Origin of the sequence: Micromonospora sp. NPDC005174 (genome assembly GCF_040608495.1) — a bacterium.
Taxonomy (GTDB): Bacteria; Actinomycetota; Actinomycetes; order Mycobacteriales; family Micromonosporaceae; genus Micromonospora.
This window is the reverse complement of record NZ_JBEXIJ010000002.1, coordinates 118,209-140,062: the sequence shown is the minus strand read 5'-3', so window position 1 is coordinate 140,062 and position 21,854 is coordinate 118,209. Positions and strand designations below refer to the sequence as shown.

22 protein-coding genes are annotated in these 21,854 nt (G+C 73.2%); 8 read left to right on the top strand and 14 right to left on the bottom strand.

What is annotated here, in order from left to right; all coding sequences use genetic code 11:
* Positions 1 to 3: 3 nt before the first annotated feature.
* The 5 genes from ABZU91_RS02795 to ABZU91_RS02775 form a co-directional block, all read right to left on the bottom strand.
* Positions 4 to 1,233, bottom strand: a complete 1,230-nt coding sequence (locus ABZU91_RS02795; protein ID WP_355233232.1) for a glycosyltransferase — start codon at positions 1,231 to 1,233, stop codon at positions 4 to 6.
* Complete coding sequence (locus tag ABZU91_RS02790; protein ID WP_355233231.1) at positions 1,230 to 3,395, bottom strand: glycosyltransferase family 39 protein; 2,166 nt, start codon at positions 3,393 to 3,395, stop codon at positions 1,230 to 1,232. The genes ABZU91_RS02795 and ABZU91_RS02790 overlap by 4 nt, the downstream gene beginning before the upstream one ends.
* Positions 3,396 to 3,439: 44 nt before the next feature.
* Positions 3,440 to 4,969, bottom strand: coding sequence for a HAMP domain-containing sensor histidine kinase (locus ABZU91_RS02785; RefSeq protein WP_355233230.1), 1,530 nt, complete (start codon positions 4,967 to 4,969; stop codon positions 3,440 to 3,442).
* Positions 4,947 to 5,693 (bottom strand): response regulator transcription factor, encoded by a 747-nt coding sequence (locus ABZU91_RS02780; protein ID WP_355233678.1) that lies wholly within the window; start codon positions 5,691 to 5,693, stop codon positions 4,947 to 4,949. Before ABZU91_RS02780 ends, ABZU91_RS02785 begins: the two co-directional genes overlap by 23 nt.
* Positions 5,694 to 5,794: 101 nt before the next feature.
* On the bottom strand, positions 5,795 to 6,025 hold the full coding sequence (locus ABZU91_RS02775; RefSeq protein ID WP_355233229.1) for a hypothetical protein: 231 nt from the start codon (positions 6,023 to 6,025) through the stop codon (positions 5,795 to 5,797).
* A gap of 189 nt (positions 6,026 to 6,214) precedes the next feature.
* On the opposite strand from ABZU91_RS02775, the gene ABZU91_RS02770 reads away from it, so the two are divergent.
* The 3 genes from ABZU91_RS02770 to ABZU91_RS02760 all read left to right on the top strand — a co-directional run bounded on the left by ABZU91_RS02770 (position 6,215) and on the right by ABZU91_RS02760 (position 8,757).
* Positions 6,215 to 7,144, top strand: coding sequence for a serine/threonine-protein kinase (locus ABZU91_RS02770; protein ID WP_355233228.1), 930 nt, complete (start codon positions 6,215 to 6,217; stop codon positions 7,142 to 7,144).
* A gap of 59 nt (positions 7,145 to 7,203) precedes the next feature.
* A complete protein-coding gene (locus ABZU91_RS02765) occupies positions 7,204 to 7,629 on the top strand; it encodes an OsmC family protein (RefSeq protein ID WP_355233227.1) in 426 nt (141 codons plus the stop codon).
* Between the two features lie 279 nt (positions 7,630 to 7,908).
* On the top strand, positions 7,909 to 8,757 hold the full coding sequence (locus tag ABZU91_RS02760) for a hypothetical protein (protein ID WP_355233226.1): 849 nt from the start codon (positions 7,909 to 7,911) through the stop codon (positions 8,755 to 8,757).
* A 7-nt stretch (positions 8,758 to 8,764) separates the two neighbouring features.
* Here ABZU91_RS02760 and ABZU91_RS02755 read toward each other — a convergent pair whose 3' ends face one another.
* The 5 genes from ABZU91_RS02755 to ABZU91_RS02735 all read right to left on the bottom strand — a co-directional run bounded on the left by ABZU91_RS02755 (position 8,765) and on the right by ABZU91_RS02735 (position 13,190).
* Positions 8,765 to 9,298, bottom strand: a complete 534-nt coding sequence (locus ABZU91_RS02755; protein WP_355233225.1) for an ATPase — start codon at positions 9,296 to 9,298, stop codon at positions 8,765 to 8,767.
* Positions 9,299 to 9,408: 110 nt separating this feature from the next.
* A complete protein-coding gene (locus ABZU91_RS02750; RefSeq protein WP_355233224.1) occupies positions 9,409 to 9,852 on the bottom strand; it encodes a response regulator in 444 nt (147 codons plus the stop codon).
* Between the two features lie 70 nt (positions 9,853 to 9,922).
* On the bottom strand, positions 9,923 to 10,270 hold the full coding sequence (locus tag ABZU91_RS02745; protein WP_355233223.1) for an STAS domain-containing protein: 348 nt from the start codon (positions 10,268 to 10,270) through the stop codon (positions 9,923 to 9,925).
* Positions 10,271 to 10,380: 110 nt separating this feature from the next.
* On the bottom strand, positions 10,381 to 11,427 hold the full coding sequence (locus ABZU91_RS02740; RefSeq protein WP_355233222.1) for a cobalamin B12-binding domain-containing protein: 1,047 nt from the start codon (positions 11,425 to 11,427) through the stop codon (positions 10,381 to 10,383).
* Positions 11,424 to 13,190: a PP2C family protein-serine/threonine phosphatase gene (locus ABZU91_RS02735; RefSeq protein ID WP_355233221.1), complete on the bottom strand. Its 1,767-nt coding sequence runs from the start codon at positions 13,188 to 13,190 to the stop codon at positions 11,424 to 11,426. The genes ABZU91_RS02740 and ABZU91_RS02735 overlap by 4 nt, the downstream gene beginning before the upstream one ends.
* A gap of 179 nt (positions 13,191 to 13,369) precedes the next feature.
* On the opposite strand from ABZU91_RS02735, the gene ABZU91_RS02730 reads away from it, so the two are divergent.
* Positions 13,370 to 13,705, top strand: coding sequence for an STAS domain-containing protein (locus ABZU91_RS02730; RefSeq protein WP_355233220.1), 336 nt, complete (start codon positions 13,370 to 13,372; stop codon positions 13,703 to 13,705).
* Positions 13,706 to 13,780: 75 nt separating this feature from the next.
* On the opposite strand, the gene ABZU91_RS02725 is transcribed toward ABZU91_RS02730, so the two are convergent.
* Positions 13,781 to 14,095, bottom strand: a complete 315-nt coding sequence (locus ABZU91_RS02725; protein WP_355233219.1) for a hypothetical protein — start codon at positions 14,093 to 14,095, stop codon at positions 13,781 to 13,783.
* Between the two features lie 201 nt (positions 14,096 to 14,296).
* Here ABZU91_RS02725 and ABZU91_RS02720 point away from each other — a divergent pair, with 201 nt between their 5' ends.
* The 3 genes from ABZU91_RS02720 (at position 14,297) to ABZU91_RS02710 (ending at position 17,259) form a co-directional block, all read left to right on the top strand.
* Positions 14,297 to 15,271, top strand: a complete 975-nt coding sequence (locus ABZU91_RS02720; protein WP_355233218.1) for a DUF2267 domain-containing protein — start codon at positions 14,297 to 14,299, stop codon at positions 15,269 to 15,271.
* Positions 15,272 to 15,353: 82 nt separating this feature from the next.
* Entirely contained in the window at positions 15,354 to 16,136 is a 783-nt protein-coding gene (locus ABZU91_RS02715; RefSeq protein ID WP_355233217.1) for a fused MFS/spermidine synthase, read from the top strand.
* 61 nt (positions 16,137 to 16,197) lie between these two features.
* The gene (locus ABZU91_RS02710) at positions 16,198 to 17,259 is read left to right on the top strand and encodes an AI-2E family transporter (protein ID WP_355233216.1); all 1,062 of its coding nucleotides are present in this window, start codon (positions 16,198 to 16,200) and stop codon (positions 17,257 to 17,259) included.
* Here ABZU91_RS02710 and ABZU91_RS02705 read toward each other — a convergent pair.
* Positions 17,230 to 18,531: an NAD(P)/FAD-dependent oxidoreductase gene (locus tag ABZU91_RS02705; protein WP_355233215.1), complete on the bottom strand. Its 1,302-nt coding sequence runs from the start codon at positions 18,529 to 18,531 to the stop codon at positions 17,230 to 17,232. The two genes, ABZU91_RS02710 and ABZU91_RS02705, sit on opposite strands and share 30 nt — an antisense overlap.
* A gap of 115 nt (positions 18,532 to 18,646) precedes the next feature.
* Here ABZU91_RS02705 and ABZU91_RS02700 point away from each other — a divergent pair, with 115 nt between their 5' ends.
* Positions 18,647 to 20,092, top strand: a complete 1,446-nt coding sequence (locus ABZU91_RS02700) for a M20/M25/M40 family metallo-hydrolase (protein ID WP_355233214.1) — start codon at positions 18,647 to 18,649, stop codon at positions 20,090 to 20,092.
* A 118-nt stretch (positions 20,093 to 20,210) separates the two neighbouring features.
* On the opposite strand, the gene ABZU91_RS02695 is transcribed toward ABZU91_RS02700, so the two are convergent.
* Both ABZU91_RS02695 and ABZU91_RS02690 read right to left on the bottom strand, forming a co-directional pair.
* On the bottom strand, positions 20,211 to 20,813 hold the full coding sequence (locus ABZU91_RS02695) for a GNAT family protein (RefSeq protein ID WP_355233213.1): 603 nt from the start codon (positions 20,811 to 20,813) through the stop codon (positions 20,211 to 20,213).
* Between the two features lie 195 nt (positions 20,814 to 21,008).
* Positions 21,009 to 21,725, bottom strand: a complete 717-nt coding sequence (locus tag ABZU91_RS02690; protein ID WP_355233212.1) for a VOC family protein — start codon at positions 21,723 to 21,725, stop codon at positions 21,009 to 21,011.
* Between the last annotated feature and the right edge of the window lie 129 nt (positions 21,726 to 21,854).

Here is a 21,854-nt window from a genome sequence, read left to right as displayed (position 1 = left end):
GTCTCAGCCCCGCCGGTGGTGCATGCCGAGGCGCAACAGCACGAAGCGCAGCACGGTCGCGGCCAGGTTCGCGGCCACCAGGACCGCCAGCTCCACCGGCCGGGCGGGCACCGCCACGACGGCGTGCAGCACCGCCAACGCCCCGCTGGTCAGCGCCAGGCCAAGCGCGAACGCCAGCAGCCCCTGGGCGTGGTGTCGACCGGCGTGCCGGCTACCGGTGATGCCGAACGTCAGCCGCCGGTTCGCGGCCGTGTTCGCCACTGCGGTCACCAGCAGGGCCAACAGGTTCGCCGGCTGCGCGCCGAGCGCGCCCCGCGTGGCCACGAAGAGCAGCAGGTACGCCAGGGTGCTGGCCACCCCGACGGCGGCGAACCGGACCAACTGCCGGGGCAGCCCGACCGGCACCCGGGTCGGCGGCGCGGCCAGCGGCGTGCGACCGACCTGCGCGCGCAGCTCGGCCAGCGGCAGCGCGCCGGTCACCAACGCCCGACCGAGCCGACCCATCCCCCGCAGGTCGGCCAGGGCGGTGGCGACGATGTCGACGCGGCTGTCCGGGTCGTCGACCCAGTCCACCGGCACCTCGTGGATGCGCAGCCCGGCCCGTTGGGCGAGCACCAGCAGCTCGGTGTCGAAGAACCACCCGGTGTCCCGCACGAGAGGCAGCAACTCACCGGCGACGTCCGCGCGGATCGCCTTGAACCCGCACTGCGCGTCGGAGAACCGCGCGAACAGCGCGCCCCGCAGCAGCAGGTTGTAGGCCCGGGACACGACCTCCCGTTTGGCGCCACGCACCACCCGGGACGTACGCGCCAGCCGGGTGCCGATCGCCAGGTCGGAGTGACCGGAGATGAGCGGTGCGACAAGGGGGAACAGCGCCGCCAGGTCGGTCGACAGGTCCACGTCCATGTACGCCAGCACCGGCGCGGACGAGGCCGACCACGCGGCGGACAGCGCTCTCCCCCGACCCTTGGCGTCCAGGTGCAGCACCTCGACGCCCGGCAGTTCAGCGCGGAGCCCGTCGGCGACCGTCAGCGTGTCGTCGACGCTGGCGTTGTCGGCGATGGTGATCCGGAACGGGTACGGGAAGTGCTCGCTCAGGTGGGCGTGCAGTCGCCGGACACACGGCCCGAGGTCGACCTCCTCGTTGTGGACGGGGATGACCACGTCCAGCACCGTTCCGGCGGCGTCAGATGGCACCTGGACGGCGGCCCGCGGTCCGCCCAGCGTGGTCATGACGCCCCCGCCGTGGCGCTGAGGTCGTAGAGGGTGACCCCGTCGACGGTCTGCGCCGTGAAGGTCTGCGCGACCCAGACGGCGATCTCCTGCGCGGCCGAGCTGCCCCCGTTGGCCCGGAAGCCACCTCCACCGATGAAATAGTGGATCTTTCCGTCGGCGACGTGACGCTGGAACTGGGCGAGGGTCGGTGACGGGTCACTGCCGTTGAAGCCACCGATCGGCATCACCGGGTCGCCGGTGGCCAACTGGTAGCCGGAGGCGTTGTTGGAACCGATGGTGGCCGCCACCCACGTGTAGTCCTCGCTGTCGCGCTCCAGCAGCTCACGCAGCGCGGCGCTGGGCTCACGGGAGTCGAGCAGACCGCCCATGCCGCCGCCGGCCTCCCGACCACCTCCGGTGCCAGGCCGCTGACCGCCACCCGGGAAGCCCGGAGGTTGGCCGCCGTTGCGGCTACCGCCCGGGAAGGCCGGGAACTGGCCGCCCGGAGCCTGCCCGCCGTTGCGGCCACCGCCGGGGAACTGGCCGTCGCCGGGGAACTGCCCACCTCCGGGGAACTGGCCGCCGCCGGGGAACTGGCCGCCGCCGGGCGGTCGCCCGCCGGGGAAGCCGCCACGGCCGAAACCGCCCACCACCGCCGGGCCGGCGCTCGGAATCGAGCCGGTGTGCGGGGTCGCGGCGGTCTGCGCCGCGTACGCCGCCGGCCCCGCGAGGGCCGCCGCCGCGCCGACACCGAGCACCACGGGCACCAACCACCGGGGCAGTCGGGCGGCGAGCAGAAGCAGGGCCGCGACGAGCAGACCGGCGACCAGCACGAGGGTACGCAACCACGGGTACCAGTCGGGGCTGCGCCCGAGCAGCACCCACGCCCACCAGACGCTGACCGCGAGGGTGGCGGCGAGCGTCACCGTGGCGGCCAGCGGACGCCACCCCTGCCGGCCGCGCTGCCGCCAGAGCAGGGTGACGCCGATGCCGGCCAGCGCGCCGACGGCCGGTGCGAGCGCCACGGTGTAGTAGGCGTGGAAGATCCCGGACATGAAGCTGAAGATCAGACCGGTGACCAGCAGCCAACCGCCCCACAGCAGCAGACCGGCCCGGGTGCGGTCGGTACGCGCGGCCCGCCCGGCCACCAGCAGGCCCGCGACCAGCAGGATCAGCGCGGCCGGCAGCAGCCAGGAGATCTGACCACCGACCTCGCCGTCGAACATCCGCAGCAGGCCCGTCTGCCCGGAGAACGGGCCACCGCCACCGCCCATCCGTCCGGCACCACCGCCGACGCTGCCCACCTCGTCGCCGGTGATCCGACCGAGGCCGTTGTAGCCGAGGGTCAGCTCCAGGATGCTGTTGCCCTGCGACCCGCCGACGTACGGGCGGGCGCTGGCCGGGACGAGTTCGACGATGGCCACCCACCATCCGGCGGCCACCACCACCGCGAGGCCGGCCAGCAGCAGTTGTCGAACCCGCCGCCACAGTCCGGTCGGGGCGGCCAGCAGGTAGACGCCGGCGAACACCGGCACCAGCAGGAACGCCTGGAGCATCTTGGTCAGGAACCCCAGGCCGACCAACGCACCCACCAGCACGATCCACCGGGTCTCGGCCGTCTCCAACGCGCGCACGGTGGCGTACGCGCCGGCGACCAGCAGCAGCACGAGCAGCGCGTCGGGATTGTCGAAGCGGAACATGAGCGTCGCCACCGGGGTGAGGGCGAGGACCGCGCCGGCGATCAGGCCCGCAACCGGCCCGTACCACCGCCGCACGCTCGCGTACAGCACGCCGACCGAGGCGACCCCGCAGAGCGCCTGCGGAACGAGTATCGCCCAGGCGTTCAGCCCGAAGACGCGTACCGACAGGGCCATCAGCCACAGCGAGGCGGGCGTCTTGTCCACGGTGATCGAGTTGGCCGCGTCCGACGAGCCGTAGAAGAACGCCTTCCAGCTCGCCGAGCCGGCCTGCGCGGCCGCCGCGTAGAACGAGTTGGCCCATCCGGAGGCGCCCAGACCCCACAGGTAGAGCAGGGCAGTGCCCAGAAGCAGGACCAGCAGGGCGGGCCGGGTCCAGGCCGCCGAACCGCCCGGCGGCGGGTGTTCCTCGGGACGCGTGCTCGGGTGCGGCGGCTCGACCGGTTCGGCAGGCGTCGTCGACAGGGAGTCTGTTCGGTCCATGCGGCCAGCCTCGGCGGCCGGGCTGGCGGCACCCCGTGGGCCACCTATGCGTCAGCTGTGGGATTCGGCAGGCGGACGGCGAACACCGTTCGACCCGGGTGACTGTCGACGGCGACCGTGCCGTGGTGCGCCTCCACCACCGCCGCCACGATCGCCAGGCCGAGCCCGGTGCTGCCGTGTGCCCGGGACCGGGAGCTGTCGCCCCGCGCGAACCGCTCGAACATCTCCGGCCGCAGTTCCGCAGGCACGCCCGGTCCGTCGTCGGCGACGGTGAGCACGGCGGTGTCCGCCTCGACGGCGAGCGTGGTGGTGACCGTCGTGCCCGGCGGGGTGTGCACGCGGGCGTTGGCCAGCAGATTCGCCACCACCTGGTGCAGGCGGGCGGCGTCGCCGGGCACCCGGATGACCACCTGCGGCAGGTCGAGCCGCCAGCGATGGTCCGGGCCGGCCACGTGCGCGTCGCTGACCGCGTCCACCACGAGGGCGGACAGGTCGACCGGGTCGACGGCGAGCGGCCGGCCGGTGTCGAGCCGGGCCAGCAGCAGCAGGTCGTCGACGAGGCTCGTCATCCGGGTGCTCTCGGACTCGACGCGGCGCAGCGCGTGCGCCACGTCGGCGGGGACCTCGTCGCGCCCGCGCCGGGCCACCTCGGCGTACCCACGGATGGCCGCCAGCGGGGTACGCAGCTCGTGGCTGGCGTCGGCGACGAACTGACGTACCCGGGTCTCGCTGGCCTGCCGCGCGACCAGCGCGTCGGCGACGTGGCCCAGCATGCGGTTCAGCGCCGCCCCGACCTGGCCGACCTCGGTACGGGGGTCGGTGTCGGCGGCCGGCACCCGGACGGCGAGCGCGACCTCGCCCCGGTCCAGCGGCAGCTCGGTGACCCTCGTCGCGGTGGCGGCCACCCGGTGCAGCGGTCGCAGCGTGGCGCGCACGATCAGGGCGCCCGCGCCGCCGGCGAGGAGCAGCCCGACGCCGGCGACCCCGGCCTGCGCGGCGACCAGCGCCCACACGGTGTCCTGTACGCCGCTGAGCGGAATCGCCACGGCCACCACGATCCCGTTGGGCAGTTGCCGCGCCGCCGCCCGGACGTCGCCGTCGCCGAGGGTGACCGTACGCGGCCGACCGTCGGTGGGCAGCGCGGTCAGCAGTGCGGCGTCGGCGGCGGGCACCTCGGCGAGGCTGCCGCTGTCGGTGCTCCTCGTCGCCATGGTGACGCCGTCGGTGCGGCGTACGGCGATCGAGCCCGGCGGAAAGCCGCGCGGGGGCTCCGGCGACGGCGGTGCGGCTGTGCCCGGGCGTGGCGCGGGCCGGCCGGGGTCGCCGCCCGGGCGGAACCACGGCGGTACGTCACGCGGCCGGTCCCCCATCGTCAGCTGGGCGTCGACCTGGCCGATCAGGAAGTGCCGCAGGGCGACCGTGGTGAGCCCGCCGATCGCGACGCTGACCAGGGCGAGCAGAACGACGAGGGCGAGCACCAGCCGGGTCCGCAGGGACCAGCCGGCGAGCCAGCGTCGGACGGCGCGCGTCGGCCGCCCGCGCCGAGGTGCGTCAGTCGGCGGGTTTGAGGACATAGCCCGCGCCGCGCAGCGTGTGGATCATCGACGGCCGGCCTGCGTCGATCTTCTTGCGCAGGTACGAGATGTACAGCTCCACCACGTTGGCCTGGCCGCCGAAGTCGTAGTTCCACACCCGGTCGAGGATCTGCGCCTTGCTGAGCACCCGGCGCGGGTTCCGCATCAGATAGCGCAGCAGCTCGAACTCGGTCGCGGTCAGCGTGATGAGCTGGCCGGCGCGGCGGACCTCGTGACTGTCCTCGTCGAGGCTGAGGTCGCCGACGGTCAGCACCGCCTCCTCCTGGGCGGCGACCGCGAAGCCCGAGCGGCGCAGCAGCGCGCGGAGCCGGGCGATCACCTCCTCCAGGCTGAACGGCTTGGTCACGTAGTCGTCGCCGCCCACGGTCAGCCCGGCGATGCGCTCCTCGACCGCGTCGCGGGCCGTCAGGAAGAGCACCGGCACGGTGGGGGCGTGTTCGCGCAGACGACGCAGCACCTGGAAGCCGTCCAGGTCGGGCAGCATCACGTCGAGCACGACGGCGTCCGGCTGGAACTGCCGCGCGGCGCTCAGCGCCGCCATACCGTTGCCGGCGCTACGCACCTGCCAACCCTCGTAGCGCAACGCCATCGACAGCAGGTCGGTCAGCGTCGCCTCGTCGTCGACCACCAGCACCCGGACCGGTTCGCCGTCCGGACGGCGCAACTCGATCCGGCCCGGCACGGTCTGCCCCTGGATGACCATGCCGCCCATGGTGGACACCTCGGCTGTGTCGCGCCTCTGTTCCGCCTGTGTGCCAGCTGTGCGGCCGGGACGCCGGGCCACCGCTCAGGCTCCGACAGTGGTCACTCGGAGACCCCGTACGCGTCGGTCCGCACGAACCGCATGCTCCACCCGCCGTGACCGTCGGGCTGGTCGCGCTCGTAGAGGTGGTCGGGGCCCGGCTGCGTCGGGCCGGTGCCGCCCGGGTGCCGCATGATCCACCGCCGCGGAGGGACGCCGTCCGACTCGGCCGGCACCTCGCGGACCAGGCCGTCCGCGGGACCGCCGACGAAGCGTACGGTGACCTCGTCCATCGCACTCCCTTGCGTGAGGGTGCCGACACACTCGGTGCGTGTGGCCCTGGCTCGCAAGCTACCGCACCCGACGGCGGCCCAGCCCGAGGTACGGCGGGATCGGCGGCCGTCGCGGTTTGCCCAGCTCGGCCCCCGGGTACCGCGATCGAAGGCACCCGCCGTCGGCGGGACGAGGACGAGGAGTTGTCGATGCGTACGCTGGACGGGCGGTACCAGCTCGAACAGCGTATCGGCGTTGGCGGGACGTCCGAGGTGTGGCGGGCCCACGACCGCGTGCTGGACCGGCCGGTCGCGGTCAAGCTGATCGCGCCCGGCCCGGCGGGCAACCACGACACGGTGGACCGCATCCGCACGGAGGCCCGTTCGGCGGCCCGGTTGGTGCACCCGAACGTTGCCAGCGTGCACGACTTCGGCACCTCGTCGACGCTGCCCGGCCGCCCGGTTCCCTATATCGTCATGGAGTTGGCCGAGGGCGAGACACTCGCCGCGCACCTGCGGTCGGGGCCGCTGGACTGGCGCATCTCGGTACGGGTGTGCGCCGAGGTCGCCGCCGCACTGTCCGCCGCCCACGCGAGTGGTCTCGTGCACCGCGACGTGAAACCGGCAAACGTCATCCTCACCCCGGCGGGGGTGAAGGTCCTCGACTTCGGCATCGCCACCCTGGCCGACACACCGGACCCGATGCCCGACGGCATCCTGCTCGGCACTCCGGCGTACCTGGCACCCGAGCAGTTCGACGGCGCTCTCGCCACTCCGGCCGCCGACATGTACGCGCTCGGCGTGCTCCTCTACTACTGCCTCACCGGCCTGTTGCCGTACCGGGCGGACACCTCGGCCGAGATGCTGAGGGCACGTCGGTCCCGGCCGCCCGAGCCACTACCGGAGATCGACGGGCTCCCGCCGGAGGTGTCCGAGTTGTGCCGCTCCTGCCTGGCCGACGATCCGGCGGAGCGTCCGACCAGCCTGGTCGCGGCGCTGCTGCTGGCCGAGGTCGTCGACGCCCGGGTGTACGTGCCGATGGCGATCCCCACGCAGCGGCCACCGTCGACGACGTCGCCGTGGACCGAACGGGCCGCGGCGCAGGCCACCGAGGCGCTGTCGGTCGTCGACGGGAGCTGAACCCGGCGTTTCACCCGCCCCCGGCCGGGTAGCCGGCGGTGAGCGACGGGAGGAACGCGATGCCGAGTCCGAGTTCCTGGCTGCACGAGGCCACCGCCACCGCCGAGGGTGGCCACGTCCGAACCGATGACGGCGGGCTCTCCACGCCGCTCGCGTCGCCGCTGGCGGCGCACTGCACCGGCCTGAGACCGGAGCAGCTGCTGGCGGCGGCCTTCGCGTCCTGCCTGCACCACGCGGCGGTGGAGGCGGCCGGGGAGATCACCGACGAGGCGCACACCGTCCAGGTACGCGCCGAGGCGAAGTTGGGCCGCGACGACGACGGCCGTTACCGGGCCGACGTGCACGCCTCGATCTCCTCCGCCGGTCTGAGCCGGTCGCAGTTGGCCGACCTGGTCGAGTACGCCGACCGGCTCTGGCCCTTCTCCAGCGGTGACAACACGCGGCACCGGCTGACCGTCACCCCGGCGGAGAACGGTCGACACTGAGGGGCAGTCAGCCGTCGGACGCGCCGACCTCACGCGTTCGGTGGAGCCTGTGATCCACCGAACGGGGGACGATCAGAGGGTGGCGGGGATCGACCCGCCACTGGTGCACGGTGACCGAGTTGACCTGCCGAATCGGGAATACCCGTCTCGCCTGATCGGCGAGGTTATGCCGGCATAGCCGTCTTTCGACCGATGCTATGACCAGGATTCGGGCAAATTGTGGCGCATGCCACTCTACGGACCGATGGCAGCGGACGGTCAACTATCTAGCCTCGGCGGGTGCATCCCGACGACCCCTCCGCCCAGAAGCTGACCGACGCGCCCTCGACCACCCGCACGGGGGACGCCGCATCAACCGAACGGACGATCGGCCGTCACCGGGTCCCCGATTCGCCGCGCCGCGCACTGCTCGGGTCCACCCCGGTGCGGATCGCCCTGGCCACCGGCGTCACGTGCTGCCTCGGCCTGGGCGCGTTCGCCGCCACCCGCGACACGCCGGAGGCCCCGCAGCCGGTACGGCCGATCGCCGACGCGCTGGCCGACCGTGCCGCCATCGCCGACGAGCGCGCCTCCCGGTCGCTGGACCGCGACGCCGCCCCGGCCCGGGTCATCCCCACCCCGACCGCCTCGCCGACCCCGGCGCCCACCGTGACCCGCAAGGCGCCCCGCAAGCCGGCCAAGCCACGCCGGCCGCGCCCGGTCGCCGGACTCGACCAGGCGCAGATGGACAACGCCAAAATCATCGTGGACGTCGGCCGGGAGCTGAAGATGCCGCGCCGCGCCCTGGTGGTGGCGCTCGCGACCGCCATCCAGGAGAGCAACCTCTACAACCTGGCCAGCGACGTGCTGCCGGAGTCGAGCGAGTACCCGCACCAGGGCAGCGGCTCCGACCACGACTCGGTCGGACTGTTCCAGCAGCGACCCAGCAGCGGGTGGGGAACGGTCGCCGAGCTGATGCGCCCGTCGTACGCCGCCCGGGCCTTCTACACCGCCCTGGCCGAGATCCCCGGCTGGGAGGACATGAGCGTCACCGCCGCGGCCCAGGCCGTCCAGGTCTCCGCCTACCCCGACGCGTACGCCCCGCACGAGGAGCGCGCCACCACCGTGACGGCGGCGCTCCTGGCCTGACGCCCCCTCAGCGGGTCGTGTGGCCGGTGGGCGGCTGCGCGCCGCTGTCCCGGCCACCGGTAGCCACCCGGGTCGCGGGTACGCCCGTACCGGCCGCCGCCGTGGGCGTGTCGGCCGGCACCGGTTCGACGGTCACGCCGGTGAGGATCTCGTCCACCAGCCCCTCCCGGCGGCGGCGCGCGTGCAGCGTCTCCTCGAAGTCGCGCCGGGCCTGCACGGCGTCCGTGTACGCCTGCTCGCGGACCCGACGGGCCTCCTCGCGGGCCTCGTCCAGCACGCGGCGGGCCTGCGCCAGGATCTCGGCTGCCTCCTGACGCCCCACGTCGCCGGCCGGCCGGGTGGCGGCGGCGTCGCCCAGATCCAGCCGCCGCAGCAGGCCACTGAGCCAGGTCGCCTCCTGGCGGATCTCGTCCCACTCGCGGGTCGTCCCGGCGGCGCCCTCCGCCCGTGCCGCGAGCCGGGACAACCGGATCGCCAGCTCGTCCAGGCAGGAATCCACCTGCCGCTGGTCGTAGCCGGTCTTCACGACGGAGAACCTCATACTGTCGCCCCCCAGGCAGCCGCTGTTACTTCCCCACCTGGATCCTCGGGCGCGACGACGCCCACCGAAGCGGTTCGGGAAAATTGTTCAGCATGCGCGGGACGGGCGGATCAGGCGCGTTTGGGCAGCACGACCACGCGGCCGAAGAACTCATCGATGCGGCGTACCACGTCGTTGAAGTCGTCCAGGTCGATCGGCTTGGTGACGTACGCGTTGGCCTGCAACGTGTAGCTGCCGACGATGTCGGTGTCCGCGTTGGAAGTGGTCAGCACGACGATCGGGATGGTCCGCAGATCCTCGTCCTGCTTGACCGCCCCGAGCACCTGACGCCCGTCCATGCGCGGCATGTTGAGGTCGAGCAGGATCATGTCCGGTCGACGGGCTTCGGAGTGGCGACCCTCGGCCCGGAGGAACTCCATCGCCTCCTCGCCGTCACTGACCACGTCGATGATCTTCTCGACGTCGGAGTCGGCCAACGCTTCCTCGATCATCAGCACGTCGCCGGGATCGTCGTCGACCACCAGGATGCGTACCGGCTGCGGGCTGTCGCCCATCACTACCTGCCTCGGGTCGGCGGAGAATGGGGACCGGACGGTCACCACGCTGGCGGGGAAATCTAGCCCATCAGGGGGCGGTCTGGGACGCCGGGTCGGCCGTGTCCGCGACGTATCGGAGCACGTCGGCCAGGCCGGTGATCCGCAACACGCGCTCGACCCGCCCACTGGCGCCGGTGATCCTCAGCCAGCCCCCGTCGGCGGCGGCCTGGTTGTCGCCCCGAACGAAAACGGCCATCCCGGTGGAGTCGCAGAAGGTCAGATCGGTGAGGTCGAGCAGCACCCGGCGCTCGCCGGCGGCATTGAGCCGCTCGATGGCGGCAGCCAACTCACCGGCCGTGCTCAGGTCCAGCTCGCCGGCGAGCCGCAGGCAGGCGGCACCGCCGTCGCGCTCGGCGTCGCTGACACTGAACGTCACCGTCTCCCCCTCGCTCGCTCCACCGATGGGGTGGGACGTTTGCAGTGCGGCAAGTATACGCAGGGGGGTGCGACAGGCCGCAGCCTGTGGCGATCGTCTGACGGCGCTGGTCAGACGGCGGAACGGGACGCGGCGGCCAGCCCGGCACGGCCCAGGGCCAACGCGTGCGCCGCACGCGGGAAGTCCCGCAGCGCGGCGGCGACATGCTCCAGGGTCTCCTCGACGGCGCTCGCCGGCACCCTCCGGCTCGTCAGGATCTCGGCCAGCCAGTCGACGAACTCGGTGAACAGCGAGGCGTCGTCGACGTAGAGCGCGGCGGCCAGCGAATCCAGGATGTGACCCAGGTCGCTCACGGTCGAGTCGAGCTGGGCGGCCGTGTACTCGCGCGTCGCCGGCACCCGCTCGCGCAGGTCGGTCAGCGCGCTGTCGATGAGCTCGCCACGGCGGCGGACCAGACTCGCGTACTCGTCGTCGGCCAGGTGCGCGAGCTGCGCCGTCGGCACCCGGCGCAACGCCCGCTCATCGGCGATCAGCTCGGCCGCCGCCGGGGCGTTCGGTGCCCAGGCCGCGCCGAGCCGGGCCGCCCACCGGCCGTCCGCGCCGAAGCCCCGCCCACCGACCACGACCGGCACGTCCGAACGCCGGCAGGCCTCGATCATCCGATGGGCGTGCGGCAGCCGCATCGGCAGCGCGCAGGCCAACGCGACGGCCTGCGCGTCGTACCGGTGCAGGTACGACACGAGGTGCGCCGCCGGCACGCTGGCGCCCAGGAAGGTCACCTGCCAGCCGCGTAACCGCAGCACCTCGGCCACCAGGCGGGGTGGCAGGGCGTGCCACTCCCCGTCCATGCAGGCCACCACGACATGACCGCCGGTCGGACGGGTGTCGGCGTGGGCCGCCACAGCGGCGACCACCCGTTCGCTGATGTGGGTGGCGGCATGCTCCTGAGCCACGCTCCACTCGTTGCGGGCCCACCGCTCACCCACCTCGGCCTGCGCCGGCGCGACCAGGTCGAGCAGCACCCGCTCCGGCGACACTCCCGCGTCCAGCAGGCCGATCGCCACGTCGATCGCGGCGTACTCGTCGGCGTCGGCGAGGCAGGTCAGGTAGCCTGGATAGGCGTCGGTCGGGTCCGTCGTCGCGGCGGGGGCGGTCACGCGGGGCTCGTCCTCTGCTCGTCGGTGTTCGTCAGCGTGGGCACGGCGTGCAGGTGTCGCGCGCCGCGGCTGACGGGGTTGACCGCGCGCAGCGCCAGGACGGCGATGTCGTCGTGGTCGCGGTGGCCCAGCCAGTCGCAGGTGAGCTGCTCCACGCGCTCGGCCAGGGCCGGCGCCGGCATGCGCTGACACCCCGTCACGGCGGTGACCAGCCGTTCCGCGCCGAACTGCTCGTCGCCCCGACGGCCTCCACGGGCCTCGGTCACGCCGTCGCTGTAGAGCAGGCACGTCTCACCCGGTGCCAGGAGTACGGTCACCTCACCGACGCGCGGGTCGGGCACCACCCCGATCAGCATGCCGCGCAGCGGCACCGTCTCGACCTCGCCCGAGTTGCGCAGCACCAGCGGGGGCAGGTGCCCGCCTCCGGCCATCGTGAGTGTCAGGCCTCCGTCGCGCTGCCCACGGGCCACACCCAGCACGATCGTGGCGAAGCGGCCCTGACCGTTGGCCTGCGTCGTCTCCAGCAGGGCGTCGTTGAGCAGCCGCAGTAGCCGCCCCGGATGGGATTCCACCCGGTGCAGAGCCTGGAGGCACTGGCGGAGCTGGCCGGTGAACACGGCGGCCTCGACGCCCTTGCCGGAGACGTCGCCCAGGAAGAACAAGGAACCGCCGTCGGCGAGCCGGTGCGAACCGTAGAAGTCGCCGCCGATGCGCAGCCCCGCCTGCGCCGGGCGGTACGCGGTGCCCCACTGCACGCCGGCGGCCTCGGTCGGCTCGACCGGCAGCAGGCTGGCCTGCAGGGTGTCGGCGACCTCCGCCTGGTCGCGGTAGAGCTGGGCGGTGGTCAGCGCCGCACCGGCCCGCGCCGCGAAGGCGCGGATCAACTGGGCGTCGTCCTCGTCGTACCAGCGGGTGGAGCGCCGGGCGACCAGCAGCACCCCGACGGGGGTGTCGCGGCCGGGCAGCGGCACGACCCGGGCGGTGCTGTCGGCGCCCGCGAGACCGGATAGCCAGCCGGCGTCGACCGCCTGCTCCACCAGCCAGTCGACGGCGTGCGGCTCGACACCGGTCAGCCCCTCGGCGATCGCCGGCGGCAGGGTGTCGCCGGTGAGGATGCCGGTGTCGACGATCGGGGTCTCGTCGTCGACCCGGGAGGCCCGCCACCACCGGGCCTGCCCCGCACGCGGCGCGAGCACCAGCACGGCCACCTCGGCAAGGGTCGGCAGGGCGAGCCGGACGACCGCCGCGGCGGCCCGGTCGGGGTGCAGCGGGTTGCCCAGCTTGTCGCCCACCACGGCGAGGAAGGCCGAGCGCGCCCGCTCGGCGAGCAGCGCGTCGGCACGGCTGACGCTTTCGGTGACGTCCTCCACGTACCAGCAGCAGCGACCGGCGGACAGCGGCACCTGGCGGGCTGTGAGTCGACGGCCGTGGTGGGTGAAACTCCCCGGCGTCGCCTCGGCCAATCCCGGCACTCCGGAGGCGACCAGCGACTCACCAGGGGTCACCTCGGGCAACAACCGCTCGGCGACGGGGCTCACGTGTCGGACGATGCCGTTCGCGTCGCAGACCACCAGGCCCTCGCGGAAGTGCTCGACGACCTCGGACCAGTCCGGGGTGGCCTGGTCACGATCGGGGGCCAGCGACGGTAGCGCGGGTGCGGGCCAGGACGGTGCGTCAGCGGACCACGTCGGGGCCTGTGTGGTACTCGGCGTGGAGATCCGTCCGTCGCCCGGGTCCCAGTCCCTGACGTCGGAAGCAGTCACCAGCTGAGCCTCACTCCTTGTCGTCCACCCGAACCCGTACCAGTCCACCCACCCTACGCCGGTCTGCCGCGACCGGCATCCGACAGCAGGCCCGGGCCCAGGCTCAGGTAGCGGGCGGACCCGGGGCGGCGCGCCGCCCCGGGAGTTGCGATCCGTGCGGGGACTGGGAACATGGTGCAATGGCCCACCAGCTGTTGACCATCGAGGTGAGCCGGCCCGACGCCGACCACGTCCGGCTTCGGCTGACCGGCGAGCTCGACTACGAAACCGCTCCCGAGTTGGTCGCCGCGGCGGCCGACCTGCGCGGCGGGCAGCAGGTGACGATCGACCTGAGCCGCGTCGGCCTCTGCGACTCGTCCGGGCTGAGCGCCCTGCTGATCGTGCGCCGGGTTGCCGGGTCGATCCGACTCACCGGCGTCAGCAGGCAGGTGCAGCAACTGCTGGACCGCACCGGCCTCACCGAGCTGCTGAGTGTGCAGACGGCCGTCGACGACGACCTGCGCGCCACCGGCTGACGGCCGCACGCCGCCGCCCCCGGGCAGGGGGTGGCCCCCGACCCTGGGACCTGGGGTCGGGGGCCGGAGAAATGCCTAGGGCGCGGTCATCGGCTGGAGCCGGGGCGCGCCGTCGCGCAGCTCGATCGTCGACGGGGGTTCGATGTCGTCGGGTTCCCCCGAGTCGGGCGTCTGGTACAGGTAGCGGACAAACTCCCCACCCGCCTCGTTGTCGTCGGCACCCGGCCACTGGCCGATGCAGTCCATCCCGACCACTTCGCGGCCGGTTCCGTCGGCCTCCTCCAGCAACGCCCACAGGCTCACCGGATAGCACCGGGTCGCGTCGGGCGTGAGTTGCCAGCGGGCGTACCAGCCGGGTCGAGCGGGAACGATCTCGACGATCCGTTTCATGACGACCTTCCTTCCGCGTACCTCGGAAGAACTGCGGTCCTGCCCCGATCCTGCGGTCCGCGCGGGTGAGCACCCCTCACCCCGGGCGGATGAAGCGCGGCCAGCGCTCAGCCCTACCCGGCCGGCAGCGCCCGTTTCGGCTCCCGGCACGGCGGGAACGCGACCGGCGCAGGATCGATCCCCAGCGGAAGGGGCGTCACCATGCGCAAGCAGATGGAGGGCGACAACCAGCGCCGCCGGGCGCTGGCCCGGCAGGCCCGCGAGCAGGGCGGCCAGCCCAGCGAGTACGGCGCGAGCCTGAGCGCGTCCAAGCAGCTCACCAGCCTGGAACAGGGCAGACGGGCCGGCCCGCCGCCAGCCGGTCGGCACAAGTCGGACACCACGCGTGGCGGACCGGCGCCCCCGACCAGGGGCACCCCGGACAATCCGCGCCCCCAGCCACCTCCTGGCGGGGCGGCCGGAGTGACGAGCGTGGGCTACCGCGATCTGGTCGAGGACGTCCGACGCCGGTCCGGGGTCGACTTCTCGACGGCGAAGGTGGGCGCCGAGGCGACAGTGCTGGTGCTGGCCTTCGCGCTCGACGCGGCCGAGCGGCAACGACTGCTCGCCGCCGTGCCGAACTCGCTGCACGACGTCGTGCCCGTGGACGGCATCGAGCGGCACCGGGACCTGCCCGGCTTCCTGGCCGAGGTGGGCCGGATCAGCGGACGTACGCCGGAGCAGGCCCGCTACCAGGCGGAGGCGACGATCGCCGCGCTCGCCGAGCAGGACGGCGATCTGATCGAGTCCCTGCACGTCCCCGACGGTCTGCGGGAGCTGCTGAACCCGCCGGCGGCCGGCGGCGGCATCGTGGGCGCCTCCACCACCACGCCCCTCCTGGACGAGGAGCAGCTCCAGGCGGCTCTGGACGACCTGCCGTACTGGGCCGGTGACGCCTCCGGCCTGTATCGCGTGGTCGCGCTGCCGCCGGACAACCTCGACCGGGTGCTCGCCCGCCTCGACCGGCTGCGCCAGGAGACCGGTCGCGGCCCGAGCATCGGGCGTCCGGGCGGCACGGCAGCCGTGCTGACCGTCCGCACCAACCAGGCCGACGGGGTGACCGCGCTCGACGTGGACCTCGCCCACTCGGTCGACGACGCGATCGACGAGGCCGGCGCCGGAATGGCCGGCGGCTGACCGCCACCACGGCCTACGCGGGCCGGCGGACGCGGGTGCTCCCGCGCCGCCGGCCCGTCGGGCGCTCGGTTAGCGTGCCGTCATGAACCGCACCGCCGACCGGTTGGAGCTGGTCGTCGATCCGGTCCGCCGGACCGGCCGGACGTTGCTCTCCGCCGGCGTGGAGCAGTCGTACGTGGACGTCGAGGATCCTCGGCACCTGCACTTCGAGTACGTCCGCCGGATCGCCTCGGCGGTGGAGCTGGCGGCGCCGGCGGGCGTACCGCTGAGCGCGCTGCACCTCGGCGGCGGCGCGTTGACGCTGCCCCGCTGGCTGGCCGCCACCCGGCCCGGCTCCACGCAACGGGTCGTCGAGCGGGACCGCGCCGTGGTCGAGCTGGTGGCCCGGGCACTGCCGCCGCTGCCGCCCGAGGTGCGGGTGGAGGTCGCCGACGCCCGGGACGCGGTCACCGCCGCCAGGGCGGGCGCGTACGACCTGGTGATCGCCGACATCTACCGGGCCGCCCGGATGCCCCGGCACGTCCGCACCGTGGAGTTCACCGCCGAGGTGGCCCGTGCCCTGCGGCCCGGAGGTCTCTACCTGGTCAACGTGACGGACCTGCCGCCGCTGGTCGGCACCCGCGTACAGGTGGCGACACTGCGGGCGGTCTTTGGGGACGTCTGCGTGTTCGGTGACCGCCGGATGCTGCGCGGCCGGCGCTACGGCAACCTGGTGCTCGCCGCCACGCACCGCCCCGGAGGGCTGCCGGTCGGTCGGCTCGCGGTGGCCGCGCTGCGCGACCCGATCGCGGGTGGGTTGCTGCACGCCGCCGCCCTCGACACGTTCGTGGCCGGCGCACACCCCCTTCGTGACACCGACGTTTAGGTAGTCGCCAACCGTCCGCAATGCCGGGTTTCCGGCGGTCTGCGCGGGGAAGGCCCGGTGGGTGAGCAACGCCGACGATCGGGCCACCGCCCGCCGGGCCCTGGTCGTGATCGGACTGGTGCTGGCCACCGCACTCGCGCTGGCCTTCGTGTACGCGACCCGCCGGGTGCTCGTCTGGGCGGTGGTGGCCGCCTTCTTCGCGGTCGCGCTCAAACCGGCCGTGGACCGACTGCAACGCCGGTTCGTACGCCGCCGGGCGCTGGCCACGCTGCTCGTCTTCCTCGCCGCGTTCGTCGTGCTGGCGGTCCTCGCCACGGTGATCCTGGTGCCGCTGTTCGACGAGGTGGGCCGGTTCGCCGAGCGGGGGCCCGAGCTGCTGCGCGACGCGCGCGCCGGACGCGGCCCGGTCGGTGCGTTCCTGGAACGCACCGGGGTACGCCGTTACGTCGCCGCGCACTCCGAGGAGCTGCGCGCCGTGAGCGGTCGGCTGCGGCAACCCGCCGTCGGGGTGCTGCGTGGCGTCGTGGAGGGGGTCGCGGGGCTGGTCACGGTCGTCGTGCTGGCGTACCTCATGGTGTTGGAATCGCCGCGGATCACCCGGGGCGCCCTCGCGGTGGCCGGGGACGGTCAGGGCGAGCGGCTGCGCCGCGTCGGCCGGGAGGTGTCGCGGACCGTGACGGGCTACCTCACCGGCAACCTGTTGATCAGCGTGATCTGCGGCGTGCTGACGTTCCTGGTGTTGAGCCTCACCGGCGTGCCGTTCGCCGGCGTGATCGCGCTGCTGGTCGCGGTCGCCGACCTGATACCGCTGGTGGGCGCGACGATCGGTGCGGTGGTCGCCGCCGGGGCGGGGTTCCTGCACTCCCCCACCGCCGGTGTCGTCGTGCTCGTCTTCTTCGTCGTCTACCAGCAGGTGGAGAACCACCTGCTCCAGCCGCTCATCTTCGCCCGCGCGGTCCGACTCAACCCGCTGACCGTGCTGCTCAGCCTGCTGCTCGCGGCGGAGCTGGCCGGGTTGCTCGGCGCGCTGCTGGCCATCCCCGCCGCCGGGATCGTGCAGATCCTGCTGCGCGAGTACGCCCCGCGACGCCGCTCAGCGACCGCGCGCCGCGACCTCGGGTGAGGTGCTCTCCAGCGGCACCGCATTAGCCGGGACCAGCCCCAACTGCACCGCCGAGCGGGTGAGCGCGGCGTCGAGCACCCAGTCGGCCCCCACGCGGGTGCGGTTGCCGGGCATCGCCATCAGGTGGTACGCCCGGGTGACCGCCTTGGCCGGCAGCCCGGCCAGGTTAACGTGCAACGGGTTCGCGGCGGCGTCCTTGCCGCCCAGGTCGACCACCCAGCCCAGATCGTGGTGCTTGTACGGCCTACGCTTCCCGAAGCCGTACGACGCGGCGATGTTGTGCGCCACGCGCTTACCCTGCCGCTCGGCGTGCTGGGCCGTCATACCGCAGATCTGCCCGGGATTGACCAGGTCGGGCACGGCGGCGGCATCACCGCAGGCGAAGACCTCCGGGTAGCCGGGGACGTTCAGGTACTCGTCGGTGACCAGCCGGCCCCGCTCGGTGCGCAGGCCCAGCTCGTTGACGAACGGGTCGGGCCGCACCCCCACACACCACACCAGCGTGCAGGTCGGGACGTACTCGCCGTCGGTGAGCTTGACCCCGTCGCAGGTCGCCTCGGCCACCGAGGTACCCATCCGCACGTCCACGCCGCGCCGTTCGAGCACCTTGTGCGAGGTCTCGGACATGCGCTTGTCCAGCTCGGGCAGCACCCGGGGAGCGACGTCGAGCAGCATCCAGCGGGGCCGGACGGTGAGCCGGGGACGTTGTGCGTGCAGGGCGTCGGTGAACAGTTGGCCGTGCGCGGCGACCTCGGTGCCGGTGTAGCCCGCGCCGACCACGACGAACGTGGAGCGGGCCCGCTGCTCGGCCGGGTCCTCGGCCTGCTCGGCCAACTCCACCTGGCGGACGATGTGGTCGTGCAGGTAGACGGCCTCCGGCAGACCGCGGAAGCCGTGCGCGTACTCGGTGACACCCGGGATGGGCAGCAGCTTGTTGACGCTGCCCACGGCGAGGACCAGCCGGTCGTACGCCAGGCGGTTCTTCTCCCCCTCGGGCTGGGTGAAGCCGACCCAGCGGTTCTGCAGGTCGACGTGGTCCGCCTCGCCGATCACCACCCGGACGCCCTTCAGAGTCCCGGTCAGCGGAACGGCGATGCGCGTGGGCTCGACCACCCCGGCGGCCACCTCGGGCAGCAACGGTAGGTACAGGAAGTAGTCGGTCGAGTTCAGCACCACGATCTCGGCACGGTCCCGAGCGATCCGGCTCAACGTCTTCGCCGCGTGGTAACCGGCGAACCCGGCCCCCACGATCACCACACGAGGTTTCGTCATTGCCGGCCGTTTCCCGTCGCAGCCCAGGACAAACGTCGGTTCCGCCGACAGCTCCACCACCCATCCACGTCGAGCGATATGGACAGACACCACCATCGATGGGCAGGATGCCCCAATGGGATCAGACGACATCGGCGGGCCACCCACGAGGCCCACCCGCCGCACCTTCCTGTCCGCCTCCGCCGCCACCGCGGCGACCGCCGCCACCGTCGCGCTGCCGGGGCTGGCCGCGCCTGCCGCCGCCGACGCCGGCCCCGCCGGCCCCGGGCGCGCGGCCCACCCCCAGCGTCCCGACCGTGAGCTGCGCGAGCTGCTGCGCCAGGTCGACCCACGCCGGATCGAGGCGATCGTGCGCCGGCTCGCCGCGTTCGGCACACGGCACACCCTCTCTGACCAGGACGACCCCGAGCGGGGCATCGGCGCCGCCCGGGACTGGATCCACGCCCGCTTGCAGGAGTACGCGGCCACCTCCGGCGGCCGGATGACTGTCGAACTCCAGTCGTACGTCCAGCAGCCCGCGTCCCGGATTCCCACCGCCACCCGGATCACCAACGTGGTCGCGACCCTGCGCGGCGGAACGTCGCCGAACCGCACGTACGTGGTCACCGGCCACTACGACTCCCGGGTCACCGACGTGATGGACGCCGTCAGTGACGCCCCCGGAGCGGACGACGACGCCTCGGGTGTGGCCGTGGTGCTGGAGCTGGCCCGACTGATGGCCAGCCGGCCGACGGCCGCCACCATCGTGTTCGCCGCGGTGGCCGCCGAGGAGCAGGGCCTGTACGGCTCGGCATACCTGGCCGCGCAGCTCAAGGCGGCCGGCGTCGACGTGCAGGGCATGTTCAGCGACGACATCATGGGCAGCAGCACCGCCGACGACGGCGCCCGCGACCCGTACACGGTGCGACTGTTCGCCGAGGGTGTGCCGACTGCGGAGACGCCGGCGGAGGCCACCACCCGCCAGTCCGTCGGCGGCGAGAACGACTCACCGTCGCGCCAGCTCGCTCGGTTCGTCCGGGACGTGGCGGACAACGACGCGACCGGCATGCGGGTACGGGTGATCTACCGGCGGGACCGCTACCTGCGCGGCAGCGACCACATCTCGTTCCTGCGCGAGGGCTGGCCGGCGGCGAGGTTCACGGAGCCGAACGAGGACTTCGCCCACCAGCACCAGGACGTCCGCGTGCAGGACGGCAAGCAGTTCGGTGACCTGCCGGAGTTCTGCGACTTCGGGTACATCGCGCGGGTGGCGAGGGTGAACGGCGCGGCCCTGTGGTCGCTGGCCCAGGCCCCCGGTACGCCCAAGGGCGCCATCATCGTGACCACCGACCTGACCAACAACACCACACTGCGCTGGCAGCGCGGCGACGAGCCGGACCTCGCCGGCTACGAGGTGGTGTGGCGGGAGACCACGGCCGCCGAGTGGCAGCGGGTGATCGGGGTCGGTGACGTCACCGAGGTCAGCATCGACCTGTCCAAGGACAACGTCTTCTTCGGCATCCGCGCGGTCAACCGAGCGGGCCTCCGCAGCCCGGCAGCCTTCCCCCGCCCCGGCGCCTAACCCCCACCCCCACCCCCCGCCCACCCCCCTGCCCTCCCCCCGCCCACCCCCCGCCCGAGCCCGTTGATCATGAAGTTAGCGTCACTCGCCTCGGCGTGTCGTGACGCTAACTTCATGATCACGCGGGAGGTGGGGTGGTGGGGGTCGGGGTGGGAGGGGTGGGAGGGGTGGGAGGGGTGGGAGGGGTGGTGGGGGTGGGTGGGGTGGGGGCTGTTATGGCCCAGCGTTCGTGGTCGCGCCACGCGCCGTCGATGAACAGGTAGTCCGGGGAGAAGCCCTCCAGGCGGAAGCCGAGCTTGCGGGCGACCCGCCGCGACGGCTCGTTGCCCGGCTGGATGTTGGCCTCCAACCGGTGCAGGCCGACGCTGGTGAACGCGTGGTCGATCGCCAGGGCGATGCCCGCCGAGGCGTGCCCGGTGCCGCTGTACGGCTCGAACGCCGCGTACCCCAGATAGCCCCCGCGCAGCGCGCCGAGCACGATGCCGCTGATGTTCACGTAGCCGGCGATCGCTCCGGTGGCCCGGTCGCAGATCAGGTAGCCGGCGCTGTCCCGGCGGCGGATCCGGGCGAGATAGCGGTCGTACTCCTCGGCGGTGTCCGGCGCGACCAACCACGGATGGTGCAGGTCCCGACTCCGTCGCACGGCCGCCACGAACTCGTCGACGTCGGTCGGCCGGGGTCGCCGGATCGCGGCGGGACCACCACTGCGCAGGTATCTCACGGCGGACCACTCTGGCCGACCGGCGCGACAGTTGTCCAGCCGGCCCGCCCGTCGGACGGCCTGCGCCCGCGGCGGCCACCGTCGGCCACCGTCGGTCACCTCGGTCGAGGCGGATGAGGTGGTGAGCGCATCCGCCCGGACGGGCCAGCCCGAGCGCACGCTGGAGGTCGCGCCCGTCCAGGGAACACGGCCGTTCTAGCGGGGCGTCAGGAGCCGGAAGTGGGTGCCGTCGGGGTCGGCCAGCACCACGGCGCCCTCCTGGTCGGTGTCGACCAGCGTGGCGCCGAGGGCGAGCAGACGGTCGACCTCCGCCTGCCGGTCGCCGTCGCCGCCGACCGCGAGGTCGAGCGTCACGCGGTCCCGGTCGCCCCGAGGCATCAGGGGCGGGCCACCCCAGGTGATCTTCGGGCCGCCCAGGGGCGACTGGATGGCGGTCTCCTCGTCCTGGTCCCAGACGAGCGGCCAGCCAAGCGCTTCGCTCCAGAAGTAGCCGACGGCCTGCGATCCGTCGCAGGAGACGTCACCGAGGAACCCACAGCCGGCGAGGAACCTGTTACCCGGGCCGAGGACGCAGAACTCGTTACCCTCGGGATCGGCGAGCACCACGTGGCTCTCCTCCGGGAGCTGGCCGACGTCGACGTGCCGCGCGCCCAACTCCAGGGCGCGGGCGATCGTCTGCTGCTGGTGCTCCAGCGACTCGCTGGTCAGCTCGATGTGCCCCCGGTTCTGCAGGACCTTCGGCTCGGGGATCGCGGGAAAGCGCAGCCGGAAGCCGGTCTTGTCGTCGGGCAGCACCAGCGTGCCGTCGCGGGGATCGTCGACCAGATCCCGACCGAGGATCTCGGACCAGAACCGCGCGACGACGAGAGGGTCGTTGGCACCGAAACACACCGCGAACAGATCACTGGCCATCGTCGCGCTCAACTCCGATCCGAGGAGGTCGGGGCCCAGTCGGCCCGGGGACCGGAAGCCTAGGAGCGGCCCAGGCCACGCGCACCCGATTAATCGACGACGGACGACGCGGGGATGATCCACTCGACA